Genomic DNA, 15,134 nt, shown 5'->3' with positions numbered 1-15,134 from the left:
CCTTTACGGTAAACTTGCAGAGATTTCCTGCATGGTAAACTTTTTTAGTAATCCGGAACGCATAATATCAGGAATAGTATTCCGCCAGGCTGCATCCAATAAAGCAACAGGTTGTAAGATCACGTTATTTCCATTATGAAAAATAGAAAGTTCGTTGCCCTTCACTTTCCCGATTTCTTTTATCGGTACCTCTTGCTGTTTGGCCATTTCCTTTATCTTCTCAGCGTGTTCCTCTGACACAGATACAATAATTCGAGATTGAGTCTCACTAAAGAGACTTAGGTCCGTACGCAATTCATCCGTTAAATGAATTTCTGCTCCCAACTTCCCGCCAATACAACTTTCGGCTATTGCAACTGCAAAACCGCCTTCTGCCGTATCATGAGCAGATTTTACGATTCCTCCTTGAATGATCTTAAGGGTAAAGGCTTGAATCTTCTTTTCCAAATCAAGGTTTATCTGCGGCGGACGGCCTTCGATCTTGCCTGTCATCATTTTTTGGTATTCCGATCCGCCTATTTCTACTTTGGTTTCCCCAATTAAAAAGATTACATCGCCTTCATTTTTAAACTCCTGTGTTGTAATGTGAGCGATATCTTTCATTAGCCCAACCATGCCTATCGTTGGGGTTGGAAAAATGGCTTCTCCTTTTGTCTCGTTATAGAGGCTTACGTTTCCGCCAATAACCGGGGTATTAAGTTGTCTGCAAGCTTCACTAATGCCATCTGCCGCCTTTTCAAACTGCCAGAAGATTTCTGGTTTTTCTGGACTCCCAAAATTTAAGTTATCTGTAATCGCTAAAGGTTCCGCACCAGAACAAACCACATTACGGGCCGCTTCCGCTACCGCGATCGCTCCTCCAACAAACGGATCAAGATACACATACCTGCCGTTGCAATCCGTCGTCATCGCTAATGCTTTCCGGGTTCCACGGATCGCAACAACAGCAGCATCCGATCCTGGTATGACGGCCGTATTTGTTCTCACCATATAATCATACTGTTGATATACCCACTCTTTACTTGCAATCGTAGGCGAGGCAAGCAGCTGCTTTAAAACCGAATTATAATCGTTTGGCTCTTCAATGGCTGCCGCTGTGTCTATCGATGAAAATGGTTCATAATAAGGAGCCTCCTTCGAGGGCTTACAATACACCGGTGCATCTTCTGCCAGTTTGTCTGCCGGGATTTCTGCAACGACCTCTCCTTTGTGAATTAAGCGAAGATGGTTATCATCTGTCACTCGGCCAATCACAGCAGAGTGAAGACCCCATTTGTCAAAAATCTTTTTAACTTCCTCTTCTTTTCCACTTTTGGCGACAACCAGCATTCTTTCTTGGGATTCTGACAGCATCATTTCATAGGCACTCATTCCTTTTTCACGTTGTGGAACGAGGTCAAGGTTTAATTCAATTCCATTACCCGCTTTACTAGCCATTTCAGAGCTGGAGCTTGTTAATCCTGCAGCCCCCATATCCTGTATTCCTACTACATGACCTGAGGAAATCAATTCAAGAGTCGCTTCCAGCAGTAATTTTTCCATAAATGGATCGCCTACTTGAACAGCTGGACGTTTTGCTTCTGAATTTTCACTCAACTCCTCGGATGCGAAGGTTGCTCCATGTATACCATCTCTTCCGGTTGCAGCACCAACATAAATAACCGGGTTATTAATCCCTTTAGCGACACCTTTTTGAATTTCATCATGGTTAATTAACCCGACACACATGGCATTAACAAGGGGATTGCCTTCATAGGAAGCATCAAAGTAGATTTCCCCGCCAACTGTAGGAATACCCATACAGTTACCGTATCCGGCGATACCAGCGACCACATTTTCAAAAATATATTTCGTTTTTGGGTTATCAAGTTCGCCAAAACGTAGTGAGTTTAATAAGGCAATCGGACGTGCACCCATGGAAAAAACATCACGAATAATCCCGCCAACCCCAGTCGCAGCACCTTGATAAGGCTCAATGGCTGAAGGATGATTGTGGCTTTCAATTTTAAACACGACCGCTTGGTTATCACCGATATCAACAATTCCAGCCCCTTCTCCAGGACCTTGCAAGACATGCGGGCCTGAAGTGGGAAAACGCTTTAGGACCACCTTCGAATTTTTATAGCTGCAATGCTCGGACCACATGACACTAAATATTCCCGTTTCCGTATAATTAGGTTTTCGCCCGAGAATCTCGATCACTTTATCGAACTCTTCGTCCGTTAATCCCATTTCCCGATAGACCTTTTGCTGGGCGATTTGCTCGGGAGTTGGTTCTTTATGCTGTACCATGTTGTTGCCTCCAGTAACTTAAAATAGATGAAAACATCCGTTTTCCGTCATCTGTTCCGAGCCATTTGTGAACGGCACGTTCCGGATGGGGCATTAATCCTAAAACATTTCCTCTCTCGTTGGTCACCCCTGCAATCTCAGATATAGAACCATTTGGATTGGTCCCTTTATATCTGAAAACAATTTGATTGTTCTGCTCTAATTGTTCCAATGTCTCTTGGTCACAATAATAATTTCCATCGCCATGGGCAATGGGAATACGGATCGTTTCGCCTTCCTGATATTCTAATGTAAACGGAGTTTGGTTGTTTTCTACTTTTAAATCAATGGTGTCACAATGAAATTTCAAACGTTGATTTCTTCTTAAAGCGCCTGGCAATAACCCTGCTTCGGTTAGTATTTGAAATCCATTACAAACACCAAGGACCAATTTTCCCTCTTCCGCTGCTATTTTCACCTGCTCCATGACGGGAGATAGACTCGCAACAGCACCTGGTCGCAAATAATCCCCGTAGGAGAATCCTCCTGGGACAAGAATGGCATCATATTTGGATAGGTCCGTTTCTAGATGCCATACATATTCGACCGATTGTTCAATCGTATCTAAAACCGCTTTATACATATCAATATCGCAATTTGAACCAGGAAAAACCAGTACAGCAAAATTCAACTTAATTCCCCCTATCCTTCCATGTTGTTGAGGTCAAACCTAAAGTCTTCAATCACGGTATTGGCTAATAGCTTCTCACACATATCCCTCACTCGTTCTTCTGCCGCTTTTTGATCATCACTATTTATTTCTAGCTCCATGTATTTCCCTATGCGTACATCTCCCACCTCTTCATATCCAAGTGAATGCAGTGACTCCTGAACGGCATTCCCTTGTGGATCTAAAACACTTTCTCTCAGCGTTACGTATACAGTTGCTTTAAACATTGACACTACCCCCGATTCTCCTTAATATTTCTTGATATGCTTCTTCGACGCTGCCTAAATCCCGTCTAAACCGATCTTTATCTAGCTTTTTCATTGTATCGGCATCCCAAAATCGGCACGTATCCGGGGAGATTTCATCCGCTAAAATGATGGTCCCTGCTGGGGTTTTACCAAACTCTAATTTAAAATCCACCAAAATAATATTTTTGTTCTGTAGGAATTCCTTTAGGATTTCATTGATTTTCAGAGCTTGTTTTCGAATTTCAACTAATTCCTGTTCTGCAGCTAGCCCAAGAATGTCAATATGATCATAGTTAATCATAGGGTCTCCAAGGTCATCATTTTTGTAGTAAAATTCCACAATCGTCTTCGGGAGTTCCTTTCCTTCCTCCCATCCAAGCCTTTTTGCCAGTGATCCTGCCGCGATGTTTCGAACCACAACCTCAATGGGGATAATCTCGACTTGTTGAACGATTTGTTCCGTTGCTGAAATTTTTTTAATAAAATGATTGTCTACCCCTTTTTCTTTCAGCAAACTAAGGAAAATAGCACTAATCTCGTTATTTAGCGTTCCCTTTCCTGCTATTTGTGCTTTTTTCTCCCCATTAAAGGCAGTCGCAGCATCTTTATATTCAATCCAGTACGTTTCTGGTTCAGATGTTTTGAATACTCTTTTCGCTTTACCTTCATAAAGTTGTTCTAGTTTTTCCATTATGGGTTACTCCTTCATTCACCTGTCTAGTAATTTTAAAAAGAAAATACTAATACGGACTATGTGGATCCTTTAGGTCCAAATATTAAGATCCTTTATTTGCTGGTCCACTTGTTCGATTGAAGATCCTAAAAAATTGATATGGCCCATTTTTCTATTTTCTTCACTTTCCTTTTTACCGTATAAATGTAGCTTCGCTGTTGGAGGAAGCTGATTGATTTTAGTAAGCACTTCACTTAAATGTTGACCTAAAATATTCACCATAATAATCGGGCTTAAGAGGGTAGTATCTCCTAAAGGCAGTCCACATATGGCCCGTATATGTTGTTCAAATTGTGATGTTATACAAGCATCCATTGAATAATGTCCAGAATTATGTGGTCTGGGTGCTAACTCATTCACGATGATTTCATCATCATTGGTAAGAAACATTTCAATAGCAATTAATCCGATTGCTTGTAATGACTCAGCCACTTTTAATGAGATTTTTTCCGCTTTCTCTTGTTGCTCAGCAGTGATCCTTGCAGGAACAATAGACTGATGCAGGATATTATTGACATGTATATTTTCAGCAACTGGAAAAGTCTTTGTCTGCCCTTGTAAATTTCGGGCAACAATGACCGATAATTCTTTCGAAAAGGGAATAAACTTTTCAATAATCATGTCTTTCCCCGCATTTTTCCAAATCTCCATCGCATTTGGAATCTCATCCGTGCTTTTTATGATCCATTGCCCTTTTCCATCGTACCCCCCGGTAGCTGTTTTCATTATGGAGGGAAAACCAAAACAATCAGCGGCTTTATGTATATCATTTTCAGATTCTATGACCAAGAAAGGTGCGACGGGCACATCATAAGACTGCAAGGAAGATTTTTCACGGATCCTGTTTTGTGTTATTCGTAATAGTTCACTTCCTTGTGGGACAAAGGATGTATTTTCTAACAAGGAAGCAACATTAGAATCGACGTTTTCAAATTCGTAAGTAATAACATCTGAGGAATCAGCTAATTCTTGGGCAGCCTTTAGATCGGAAAAGGAACTTATTATTTGTTGATCCGCTGCTTGCCCACATGGAGAGTCCGGCGTCGGATCCAAGGTAATAAAGTGATATCCCATGTTTCTCCCGGCAATCGAAATCATCCTTCCTAATTGCCCTCCGCCTAGGATGCCAATGGTTGAACCCGGTTTAATTACTTCCACAGTGTTTCCCCCTTTCAAACAACAAAAATTCTTGTGTATTTTAATCTTTTAATGATTTTAGATTATCCTGAATCATCCTCCTTTAATTAATAACTAGAAAACTTTTAAGCTTTGAGCAGCCAAAACAGGCGAACTAGGAATTGAATAAAAAAGGATAGAAATTTCCTCTTTGCCAAAAATAAGGGAATGAAAGTATGGGAGGAAGACAAATGGATTCAGGAATGCATGAGAAATGCGGGGTATTTGGAGTTTTTAATCATCCTAAAGCGTCCGATTTAACTTATTACGGACTTCATGCCCTTCAACACCGCGGTCAGGAGAGCGCAGGAATCGTGTCTAGTGATGGGAAGTCATTTAGGCATCACAGAGGAATGGGATTAGTTACTCAAGTATTTTCACGCGAGATTCTTGATGGATTAAGTGGGAATATGGCCATTGGTCATGTACGATATTCCACTTCCGGTGCTAGTTTACTGCAAAATGCACAACCTCTTGTCTTTAAATATAGTGAGGGTGATTTGGCCGTAGCCCATAACGGGAACTTGGTGAATGCGACTATTGAACGGAAGGTTCTCCAGCAACAAGGTGCCATTTTTCAGACAACAACAGATACGGAAATTATCGCTCACCTAATTGCCCGTTCCAGTAAAAAATATTTTGAAAAAGCTGGACCTGAAGTACTTAAGCGGATTGATGGTTCATTTGCATTGCTTATCATGACAGATAAACAAATGCTTGTTGCCTTGGATCGACATGGGTTACGACCTTTAAGCCTCGGAAAAATTGGTGAATCTATTATCACCGCTTCCGAAACCTGTGCTTTAGATGCGGTTGATGCCAAGTTTTGGAGGGATGTCGAGCCGGGAGAATGGCTTCTCATTGATGAAAAGGGTATTCAAACAGGCCGATTTGCCGAAAAAGGAGATATTTCCCTATGTTCCTTTGAATTTGTTTATTTTGCCCGTCCAGATAGTGTCATTCATGGAAGAAGTGTATTATCCATCCGGAAAGAATTAGGCCAAATCCTTGCAAAAGAACATCCGACACAAGCAGATGTGGTTGTGGCCGTTCCGGAATCAAGTGTCCCTGCAGCCATGGGTTATGCCCAACAATCGGGTATTCCCTATGAAATGGGTATCATCAAAAACCCCTACGCAGGCCGTTCTTTTATTGAACCGACCCAGGAATTGCGGGACCTGGCCGTTCGTCTAAAATTAAGTGCCGTCAGGGAAATTCTCGAGGATAAACGGGTTGTGCTTGTAGATGATTCGATTGTTCGTGGAACAACCAGTAAGCGTATTGTTCAATTGATTCGTCAAGCAGGTGCCAAGGAGGTCCATGTACGAATAAGTTCCCCTATGGTCAAAAATCCTTGTTTTTATGGAGTGGATATGCCAACAAAAGAGGAACTTTTTGCTAATAAGCATGAGCATGAACGTGCGATGGGAAAAGTGATTGGTGCAGATTCATTAGCCTTTTTAAGTACCGAAGGGTTATTAGAGGCTGTAGATGTAGATTTAGCAGACACAAGCAGCCGCTGTATCGCCTGTTTTAGTGGGGCTTATCCAACTAAATTGTATTTGAAGTAATACCTTACTAACACTTTGCTTTTACCATTTCATAATGGTACATTTTTCGGGGAATCACACTCTTGGTGCATTCCCTTTACTATTCCGGATAAATTAGCTCCATATCACTATTGATACCCCGATTGTATTTTTTAACAATCTACGTGAATCAATTATATATTCATAATTAACCTTCGGGATAATATCATTTCTCTCACCAAACAATTCTTCAATTACATGGTTAACACCTCTGCTCCTTTTATATAAGAAATAAAATTTATTCAAAGACAACACGATGAATGCATTTATTAATCAATAGATTAAAACAACGAATAGTCCATTGACTATTTTGTAAGACAAAGATTAAATTTTTTTCTCATTGTTGCATATATAGCAACAATTGAGTCTACTTTCCAAAATATCGTTGCTAGAATACCCACTATTCAGTTGAATATTTTAATAGTTTAACTGTACATAGCTATGTACAACTTTTTTGTAAGCGCTACAATATTTAGAGAAATTATTAGCTTATTGTTGGGAGGAGTTTTTTCATGCAAGCAGTTGGGTTGTTAAATCAAAGTTTTATCAACGGTGAATGGACAGAAGGCCAAAGTGAAAGAACCTGATATTTTGAACCCTTATGATAATAATAACACCCTGAACACCGCGTTCATCAAGGCAGTAACGATTAATTCCCCAATCATGCCTGCCACTCCCTCGCCCACCAATTCCTCCTTGAAAAAAACCTCCGGCTTCATTTGATCTTTCAGACTCTGAGCGTTTAAGATTAATTGAAAAATTGTGCTGTAGATTAACATTTTTCAACTCCCTCAATCCCCAATTTTGCAAAGATATGGGGGCTTATCTTCCGATTGTCTGCATAGAATGTAGACAAGGGTAAGTAATCTCTCAATGAAAATAGTAAACCTGGAGGGAATAACCTAATGCAATTTATTGAAGATGTTAAAGAAGTGAAATTTAGCTTTTTGGAAAAACCGCCGGCGTCGTCTATGACTTATGCCTTTGTCTATGTTAATAATCACAACGAATACTATGCAGTTAAAAATGGAGAGCGTTTGTCACGTAGTGAATTGCGGATTGGCAAGTATAAAAGGGTTTATACAGTCAATATGCAGCAGCAAACCATCAGCTACAAAGAGGAAGTCCCTTCGGCAACAAGAGGAAGAAGGTTTTCTGTCAATTTGTTTATCGATATTGCCGTTGAACACCCCGAACGGTTAGTTCAACAAAATGCAGGAGAAATTGGCCACATTATTAACAATAATCTGCCCTTCTGGGTGGAGTCGGAAGCAAGATTTTATCCTATTGAAGAAGATCTGAGCTTTGCTCGGCATATTGAAGAATTTTTTCAAACCTCGCCATTAGTCAAGGTGTTAAGAGAGGCTGGAATTGTTGTTCGAAATATTCGTGTTTTGATCCGGCAAAGTATTCGGGACCAGCGCCATGATGAGGCGATTGCCGATTTAGATCGGAACGCTGAACTATCTGCCTATCAAGAGGCTCTGGACTTGGAGGAAGCGCGCCGCATTTCGGCCTCGATTAAAGAAGCCCTTCAAGCAGGTGATTTTATCACTGCTGGGAAGCTTGGAGAAAAGAATAAAATGGCAAAGCGGCTAGTGGAATCGGAGTTTAGCCAAAATCAAACTTTCAAATATGAGGTAAACAAACAACTTTTAAACTTGATCAACGATCACTCTATTAACCAGTTTGATGCAGAACAAAGATTGGCCAAGCTAAAAAAACTCTTCCCCTATCTCCCCGTCAATCTGGAAGACATCAATAGAAAAAAACAGATTGCTGGTCCAAGGAGAGAACTTCCATCCTATTTAAATAAAGGAGATTAGCGATTGTGGAATCCATTTTAAATCAGCTGTTTTGGATCTGGTCACTTATTTCTGTCCTGCCGGAATGGTTGCGCCTTTTTTTGGCTCTCTTTGTGCTCCTGCAGCTTGCAAGGGTGATTTTGTTGTACATTGTTCCACCCTTCTTAAACTTATTGTGCCGTTTGTTGAAAAAAATGCTTTATCTCATTTCTTATCCAATCATGGCACTTCTTTGCAAAATGCAAAGAAGCCGGAGAGAAGCAGGAAAGGCTGGCATATCTGTTTGGATTGATATCATTGAAGGAATGTTTGCCTTGTTCGAAAGTTTTTTCGACAAAATGATTCAGCTCTTTATGAAACGGAAAAGGTATAAGACCAGGATTAAAAGATGGACCTTCTATTCTGCCACCACTTTAGTGATTTTGCTTACTGCAGAAAACATGAACAATCCAAATGAGTGGTATACACAAAAATGGAAGAAAGCTGAGGTATGGTTAAACCAAGAACATGTGCATATACAAGCATCCGGGGCTTCCCCTGACCAAAAAGTATTAATTTTAAATAAGAAATATGAAGATGGCGGAAATATTCGTGAAGCTCCCACACTAACAGCGCCCCGGTTATACACTATTACAAATGAAGAAATAATGCACTTTTTGGATGAAGAACAAGTAGATTCCCAAGGAATTAAGTGGCTAAAAGTTCAAACCACAAACGGGATCGAAGGCTGGATTTCAGCCTTGATTGTCAGGGAAAAATAATAAGCTTTGGCATGACTGTGTGCGAATCTAACCCACCAGACATTGCACGCAAAAGATCGCCAATATCCATTTTAAGCATAATATGACTCACTCCGATGATCAAGCAAGGTTGGAGCGACCTTATGGAAATAACTCTTATAAATTAAGAATATATCCTATGTTATCGCAAAAGATAATGATGAGGTGTTCATATGAATTTGGATCGTGCGAAGGAAATCATGTTTTCTGATCAGGAAGTAGCCGTACACTATCATGGAATTCCTGTATGGATTGAGAGCGTTGATGAGACATCAAACAATGCGGTTGTGTCCGAAAGAGGCATTCATAGTGAAAGACAAATCGTTCCGATTAGGGATTTGGAAGAAACGGGAAAGTACTATACCACGTAAATATGACAATCGATCGCTCCAAAAATCTATTGAAATTGACACCAATTGTGTTAAATAATTGGTGTCAATTTAGTTGATAACGAAAAATCCCACCTTCCATCAGAAAGTGAGATTATTACGTTTATACTCGATTCTATCATTGTGTTACCTTAGCTGAGTGACTAGTTCTCGAGCCTGTTCTTCTTTTGATTTTTGGAGCTGTTTTAGTTCTTTAATTAGCGGGACTGCGTGGGACATTTACAGGAATACTGACTATTACTTAAATAAGGAAAAAGCATTAGATACTTCCCAAGGATTACTGGTCAACTTTGGACCAAACATCGTTTTTAATAACACTTGCCCGGGACCTCTTGCATACTCCATCAATGAAAAGGCACCGGCAGGGGTTTCCACTTGAACATCTACTCTTACCGGGCATTTTTTTAATTCTTCCACAATCTCCCTTGCTTTATATACCTCCAAAGCTTCTGGTGAACGAACGATCAGGTCCAGGTCACTTTTTGATGTCACAGTTTCCACACCACTGGCAAGCTCGAAACCGACACTTCCTCCGGGCCCCCATGAAATTCTGTGAGTATTGAATATGTCTTTTGCTAACTCCATTGCTCCGAAAACAGGTGATTGTTTATCTTTCCACTGATCTCTTGGGGAAAGGTCTTCAGGCTTTATTTGATTAATAATACAATTTTTCGATAAAAATGCCCCAAATCTCTCGTTTCTTTTCTTGCCCCTAACACCAATAGCTGCCTGCCCTTTTGGCGCATACACCCTCCGCACCACAACAAATGGGGCTGTCTCCAAAGAATGTACGACCCATTCAGGGATTAAAGAGTGACTGATGATATCCCTAGGATTAACTTTTAGTAAATCATGTGGTTCTAGCGCCATTGTTCTGCAAGCTTCTTCCGTACAAGTATCGAAGCTGCCCGCCCACCTTCTCGTGCAAAAGAAGTGTTGAGTCTGCTGCTAAGATTGCTTGGACTGTTTTTTGTGTCTTCAATGGCTTCAACTAATTTACTAAATACTGCTGCACGGTCGGAAATCCCTGGGGAATCTGCATTTATACCACTCATGAGGGCAAATAGTGCCCCTAGTTTTTCAAAAGAACGAATATCATAGGCCATGGCAGGAACTTTCTTTGTCGCTTCTTCCAATTCTTCAATCGTACGCTGTGTAATTCTAGCTGCTGATTTTTTGGACATGACATGAACATTTACACCCTCATCCTCTAAAGCTATCAGACGGCTGGCTTGCATTCCGTGGGAAAGAAATGCACCCGAAATAGCCTTTCCAGGTATAAAGGCAATGACTGGATGTCCTGCTAATCTAGCAGAAGCGTAAGCATCAACTGCCGCAGCACATGCCTGATGAATCCCCAGAAGTTCCTCACGATAGCCGTAAGCCTGGCTTGGTACATCAACAATTGCGACAATTGCCCGCTTCTCCTGATTCTGGTCCTCCTCGATCACATCCCGTACATACTTTGCGATCATCCATCCTTCTTCAAGGCCGAATTCACCGGATCGTGCTCTTGGGAAGCGGCTAAATTTATCCGGTACCACTGCAAGGAAACGCGCAGGAACATTTCCAATAAAGGAATCTGCACAAAGAACAGAAGGGGTTTTACTGATAGTTGGGGACCCCTTTGTTAAGAGAGTAAACCATTTATTCCCTCTGCTTACTATCCCATTCTCCTGAATAGGCCTCTTAAAGCTATATTCATCTAGTGTATTTTGCTCTGACTGTTTCCATAAATGGCGTGCTTTTTCCGCGTTAATGGGTTCTGAAGGATCGACCGTTTGTAAAAACATAAGATACCTTTCAACCTGGGTGCTTCTTGGAGGTTTTCCAGCCGCTTTTTTGACTGCAGATAGAATGGCATGTTGAAAAGCTTCAATATCATCATCCACAACTAGGTCGGCAAATCCCGTCGCATTTCTTTGATTCCCGCCAATTGTTTTCCAGATTAACTGACGATCCATGGAATCGAATTCCTCCATTCCAGCTTCTTGCTCGATAACCTCAGGTCCATTTAATCCAAGCCGTCCTTCACGGGTCATGATTAAGATGCTGCATAAACCTGCCGTAATGGACATCCCGCCAAATGCTCCAATTTTCCCTGGAATAATACCGATAACCGGTACATATTCCCTAAGCGCAACGATGGCCGCCCCAATTTCTGCAATTGACAATAGTCCATAGTTTGCTTCCTGCAGCCTTACTCCCCCTGTATCAAACACAATGACTGGGTACACTGATCCGCCTGCTTTATTTTCCTCCAAAGCAAGTTCCAGTGCACCGGCAATTTTTGCACCTGAGACCTCACCAATGCCTCCTCCCTGGAAATTCCCTTCTATAGAAATCACCAATAATGAAAGACCATGCAGTTCTCCCCTTGCAATCACCACACCATCATCACTTTGCGGGACAATGCCCTGAGGTTCTAAATGTGGTGATTCAATACCTGTGAATGGGTCCAGTAATTCCCTATAGCTGGCTTCATCCAACAATGCACGTGCCCTATCACGTCCGCCGCATTCAACAAAGCTATTTTTTAACGTATCGAGCATCGTTAGCCACCTCCAATGCTTGTGATAGTCGTAATGTTACAACTCCTGGAGTTGCACCGAAATCATTAATCTTAATCATTGCTGAAACATCATGCTGTGAAAAAAATCTCTCTAAAACGGAGCTCCATGTTTCTTTAAACCCCGTTGCACCTGTACGTACAATTACTTCTGTATATGTCCCTTCCGAAGGTTCCATCAAAATTTCCAAATCTCCAGATCCAACCACACCCACATGTGAAATTGAATTCAATTTTTTTGTTGCAGGAAAACGAAACATTAATTTTTCCAAATTGGCACCCTCCTTATTTTCTAATGAGCGAGTCCTTTTTGAACCCCCATAAATGGCTTGTGTTATTTTTATAGAGATAATCAAGGAATAATGTAGCCGCAAGCAAATCGGCACTCCCACCTGGGGAAGCATTGTACTTAATTAAGAATTGGCTTAACTCCTCTAAAACCTTCCGTCCGGTCTGTGTCCAAACTCCACCTGATAGTAGGATTTCTGATGCAAGTTCCTTGGTAGCGGTCAAGCTTCGAGCCCCTCCCCGATGTAAAATACATGTGTCATCAAGACTTGCCATAAGTGCAATTAAGGTATTCAGCCTGCATAGGTCCTCTTTGATACCCCTCCCCCTCGAATCATAAAGAACAGGTAGTGATATTTTTCTTATATGAGGGAACCCTTGCTGAGCTTCCCCCAGCGCTCCATTCACCCCATATTTTTCTTTTACCCTCTTACCATTTGTTATTTGTTGTGACAGGTTCCGATCCGGGAAGAGGGCAAGGTTTCCTGCGGTTTTAGCAATATGGTCCAATGATGTCTCTCTTGGGTTCATGGCTGCGCTTGAAATAAGCAGGCCCAAAGCCCAGATAGCACCTTTATGTGTATTCACGCCCCCAGTAGCTTGGAACATATCGATTTCACCTTGACGCCCGATAGCAGCAATCTCTTCCCTTAATTCCTGGGAAGGGACCCTTCCATAGCTTACCTTGGCAATTTCTCTGAACGCCGGTTCTAAAGATTCTGCTGATTTAATCATTAATTCAATCGACATATCATGATGGGAACCTGTGCTTTCTTTGTCAACAAGACCTGGCTTCGGCGTCAATTCTGCCTCCTCAATCAGTGCTTGCACTGCTAAAAACGCAAGATTCTCTGTATATTGTATTTTTTCCATTTGTACTGCACCCTGTTACCAGCTACGGAATTTAGCAGGTGGTTCATATAAACCATCTGACCATTCCACCAGCTCTTCTACATTTTTAGCAGCAAGCAAGGAACGCTTTGCATCGGTTCTTCTAATCCCAAGATCCTCAGGGAGGGCAATTAGTCCTTCCATTCTCAACTTATCCGTCTTTCTAACGTCATGTTCAAGCCCAATCGGAGTAACGCCTGCGATTGCTGCAATTGCTTGCCTGCGTTCTTCCATGCTGTTCGCCTTATATAAATAAGCAATCCCTTCTTCTGTCACAATATGTGTGACGTCTTCACCATAAATCATGACAGGTGCCGTTGCGAGATTTGCATCATTTTTTACAACCAATGCATCTAAAGATTCAACAAACACCGGTTTATTTCCGTTTTGGAAGGTTTCTACTACCTGGACTACCAGCTTTTTTCCACGTGCAAGCGGATCATCATTTGTCTTCATGTCCAGCCACGCCTCGGAAGAATGTCTCCTCCCACCTGGGTCATGCCCCATATTTGGTGCACCGCCGAACCCTGCAAGCCTCCCGCGGGTAACAGTTGAAGAATTTCCGTAAGCGTCGATTTGCAGACTTGATCCTACGAACAGATCGACAGCATATTGCCCTGCCAGCTGGCATAATGTCCGGTTTGAACGTAAACTTCCATCATGACCTGTAAAAAATACATCCCTTCTTGAGGCCACATATTTTTCCATTCCAACTTCTCCACCAAAACAATGGACACTCTCTACCCAGCCGCTTTCGATTGCAGGAATCAATGTGGGATGCGGATTTAACGCCCAGTGTTTGCAAATCTTGCCTTTAAGCCCAAGCTTTTCTCCATATGTAGGAAGTAACAACTCCACAGCAGCTGTATTATAGCCAATTCCATGATTCAACGACTTCACCTGATGCTTTTCATATATACCACGGATAATCATCATCGCTTGAAGCACCTGTATATCTGTAATATGGCGCGGATCACGGGTAAAAAGAGGCTCAAGTTGATACGGCTTGTCAGCAACTACAACGTAATCAATCCATGAACCAGGTATGTCAACACGCGGAAGTTCATCCACTAGTTCATTCACCTGCGCAATGACAATCCCATCACGAAAAGCTGCTGCTTCAACCAATGTTGGAGTTTCTTCTGTATTCGGTCCTGTGTATAAATTACCGACAGCATCGGCTTTGTCAGCAGCCACCAGCGCAACTGATGGGATCAAGTCGATAAACAACCTTCCATATAACTCTATATAAGTATGGATCTCACCCATTGTAAGTTTCCCATCCTCCACCATTTGTGCAATCCGAAGACTTTGCGGGCCGGCGTAAGAAAAATCTACTTTTTTAGCAATTCCATATTCAAACAGATCCAAATGCTCAGGCCGGGATATACTCGACATAATCATATGCAAATCATATAATTTTCCCGGGTCTGTCTTGGCAAGGGCTGATGACAGGAAGGATGCCTGCTTCTGATTGTTTCCCTCAAGAACAACGCGGTCACCAGGTTGGATTAAGGTTTCAAGAGCCTGAACAATTTTGTTTGTTGGGATAATTCGGCTGCTCGTTATGCCTTTCATTTTCTCCATTCTCTTTTCTTTTGCCTCTAATCGTTTTTTCCAAGCGTGTTTTTTTATTGCCTGCATTTCCTGCTATCCCCTTTCTCCT

Annotated in this window: 15 protein-coding genes; 4 read left to right on the top strand and 11 right to left on the bottom strand. The window is 41.7% G+C overall.

Annotation, left to right across the window (positions count from 1 at the left end; translation table 11 throughout):
* Positions 1-3 precede the first annotated feature (3 nt).
* From purL to purK, 5 genes are all read right to left on the bottom strand, one after another.
* Positions 4-2,292 (bottom strand): phosphoribosylformylglycinamidine synthase subunit PurL, encoded by a 2,289-nt coding sequence (gene purL, locus AAHB15_RS07975; RefSeq protein WP_335571584.1) that lies wholly within the window; start codon positions 2,290-2,292, stop codon positions 4-6.
* A complete protein-coding gene (purQ, locus tag AAHB15_RS07970) occupies positions 2,279-2,962 on the bottom strand; it encodes a phosphoribosylformylglycinamidine synthase subunit PurQ (RefSeq protein WP_335571585.1) in 684 nt (227 codons plus the stop codon). Before purQ ends, purL begins: the two co-directional genes overlap by 14 nt.
* An 11-nt stretch (positions 2,963-2,973) precedes the next feature.
* Positions 2,974-3,228, bottom strand: a complete 255-nt coding sequence (purS, locus tag AAHB15_RS07965; RefSeq protein ID WP_335571586.1) for a phosphoribosylformylglycinamidine synthase subunit PurS — start codon at positions 3,226-3,228, stop codon at positions 2,974-2,976.
* Positions 3,221-3,940: a phosphoribosylaminoimidazolesuccinocarboxamide synthase gene (purC, locus tag AAHB15_RS07960; protein ID WP_335571587.1), complete on the bottom strand. Its 720-nt coding sequence runs from the start codon at positions 3,938-3,940 to the stop codon at positions 3,221-3,223. Before purC ends, purS begins: the two co-directional genes overlap by 8 nt.
* Positions 3,941-4,012: 72 nt before the next feature.
* The gene (purK, locus tag AAHB15_RS07955; protein ID WP_335571588.1) at positions 4,013-5,140 is read right to left on the bottom strand and encodes a 5-(carboxyamino)imidazole ribonucleotide synthase; all 1,128 of its coding nucleotides are present in this window, start codon (positions 5,138-5,140) and stop codon (positions 4,013-4,015) included.
* Between the two features lie 209 nt (positions 5,141-5,349).
* Between purK and purF the strand changes: the two genes are divergently transcribed.
* Entirely contained in the window at positions 5,350-6,729 is a 1,380-nt protein-coding gene (gene purF, locus AAHB15_RS07950) for an amidophosphoribosyltransferase (RefSeq protein ID WP_335571589.1), read from the top strand.
* 617 nt (positions 6,730-7,346) lie between these two features.
* Here the strand turns inward: purF and AAHB15_RS07945 are convergent.
* The gene (locus AAHB15_RS07945; protein ID WP_335571590.1) at positions 7,347-7,526 is read right to left on the bottom strand and encodes a hypothetical protein; all 180 of its coding nucleotides are present in this window, start codon (positions 7,524-7,526) and stop codon (positions 7,347-7,349) included.
* Between the two features lie 126 nt (positions 7,527-7,652).
* On the opposite strand from AAHB15_RS07945, the gene AAHB15_RS07940 reads away from it, so the two are divergent.
* The 3 genes from AAHB15_RS07940 (at position 7,653) to AAHB15_RS07930 (ending at position 9,702) form a co-directional block, all read left to right on the top strand.
* A complete protein-coding gene (locus tag AAHB15_RS07940; protein ID WP_335571591.1) occupies positions 7,653-8,573 on the top strand; it encodes a hypothetical protein in 921 nt (306 codons plus the stop codon).
* Between the two features lie 5 nt (positions 8,574-8,578).
* Positions 8,579-9,313, top strand: coding sequence for an SH3 domain-containing protein (locus tag AAHB15_RS07935; protein ID WP_335571592.1), 735 nt, complete (start codon positions 8,579-8,581; stop codon positions 9,311-9,313).
* 191 nt (positions 9,314-9,504) lie between these two features.
* Positions 9,505-9,702, top strand: a complete 198-nt coding sequence (locus AAHB15_RS07930; protein WP_335571593.1) for an H-type small acid-soluble spore protein — start codon at positions 9,505-9,507, stop codon at positions 9,700-9,702.
* A gap of 255 nt (positions 9,703-9,957) precedes the next feature.
* Here AAHB15_RS07930 and AAHB15_RS07925 read toward each other — a convergent pair whose 3' ends face one another.
* From AAHB15_RS07925 to mdcA, 5 genes are read right to left on the bottom strand one after another with little or no spacing between them, the layout of a single operon-like run.
* Positions 9,958-10,590, bottom strand: a complete 633-nt coding sequence (locus tag AAHB15_RS07925) for a malonate decarboxylase holo-ACP synthase (RefSeq protein ID WP_335571594.1) — start codon at positions 10,588-10,590, stop codon at positions 9,958-9,960.
* Complete coding sequence (mdcD, locus tag AAHB15_RS07920; protein ID WP_335571595.1) at positions 10,581-12,272, bottom strand: biotin-independent malonate decarboxylase subunit beta; 1,692 nt, start codon at positions 12,270-12,272, stop codon at positions 10,581-10,583. The genes AAHB15_RS07925 and mdcD overlap by 10 nt, the downstream gene beginning before the upstream one ends.
* Positions 12,250-12,561: a malonate decarboxylase subunit delta gene (locus AAHB15_RS07915; protein ID WP_335571596.1), complete on the bottom strand. Its 312-nt coding sequence runs from the start codon at positions 12,559-12,561 to the stop codon at positions 12,250-12,252. Before AAHB15_RS07915 ends, mdcD begins: the two co-directional genes overlap by 23 nt.
* Before the next feature lie 13 nt (positions 12,562-12,574).
* Positions 12,575-13,450 carry a triphosphoribosyl-dephospho-CoA synthase gene (locus AAHB15_RS07910; protein WP_335571597.1) on the bottom strand — a complete coding sequence of 292 codons (876 nt, stop codon included), beginning with the start codon at positions 13,448-13,450 and terminating at the stop codon, positions 12,575-12,577.
* A 15-nt stretch (positions 13,451-13,465) separates the two neighbouring features.
* The gene (gene mdcA, locus AAHB15_RS07905) at positions 13,466-15,112 is read right to left on the bottom strand and encodes a malonate decarboxylase subunit alpha (protein ID WP_335571598.1); all 1,647 of its coding nucleotides are present in this window, start codon (positions 15,110-15,112) and stop codon (positions 13,466-13,468) included.
* Positions 15,113-15,134 lie beyond the last annotated feature (22 nt).

It is taken from the genome of Bacillus sp. OTU2372 (genome assembly GCF_038440275.1).
Taxonomy (GTDB): Bacteria; Bacillota; Bacilli; order Bacillales; family Cytobacillaceae; genus Neobacillus; species Neobacillus bataviensis_B.
Note: the sequence above shows the minus strand (reverse complement) of the source record. Positions and strands in the feature narration are given on the sequence as shown.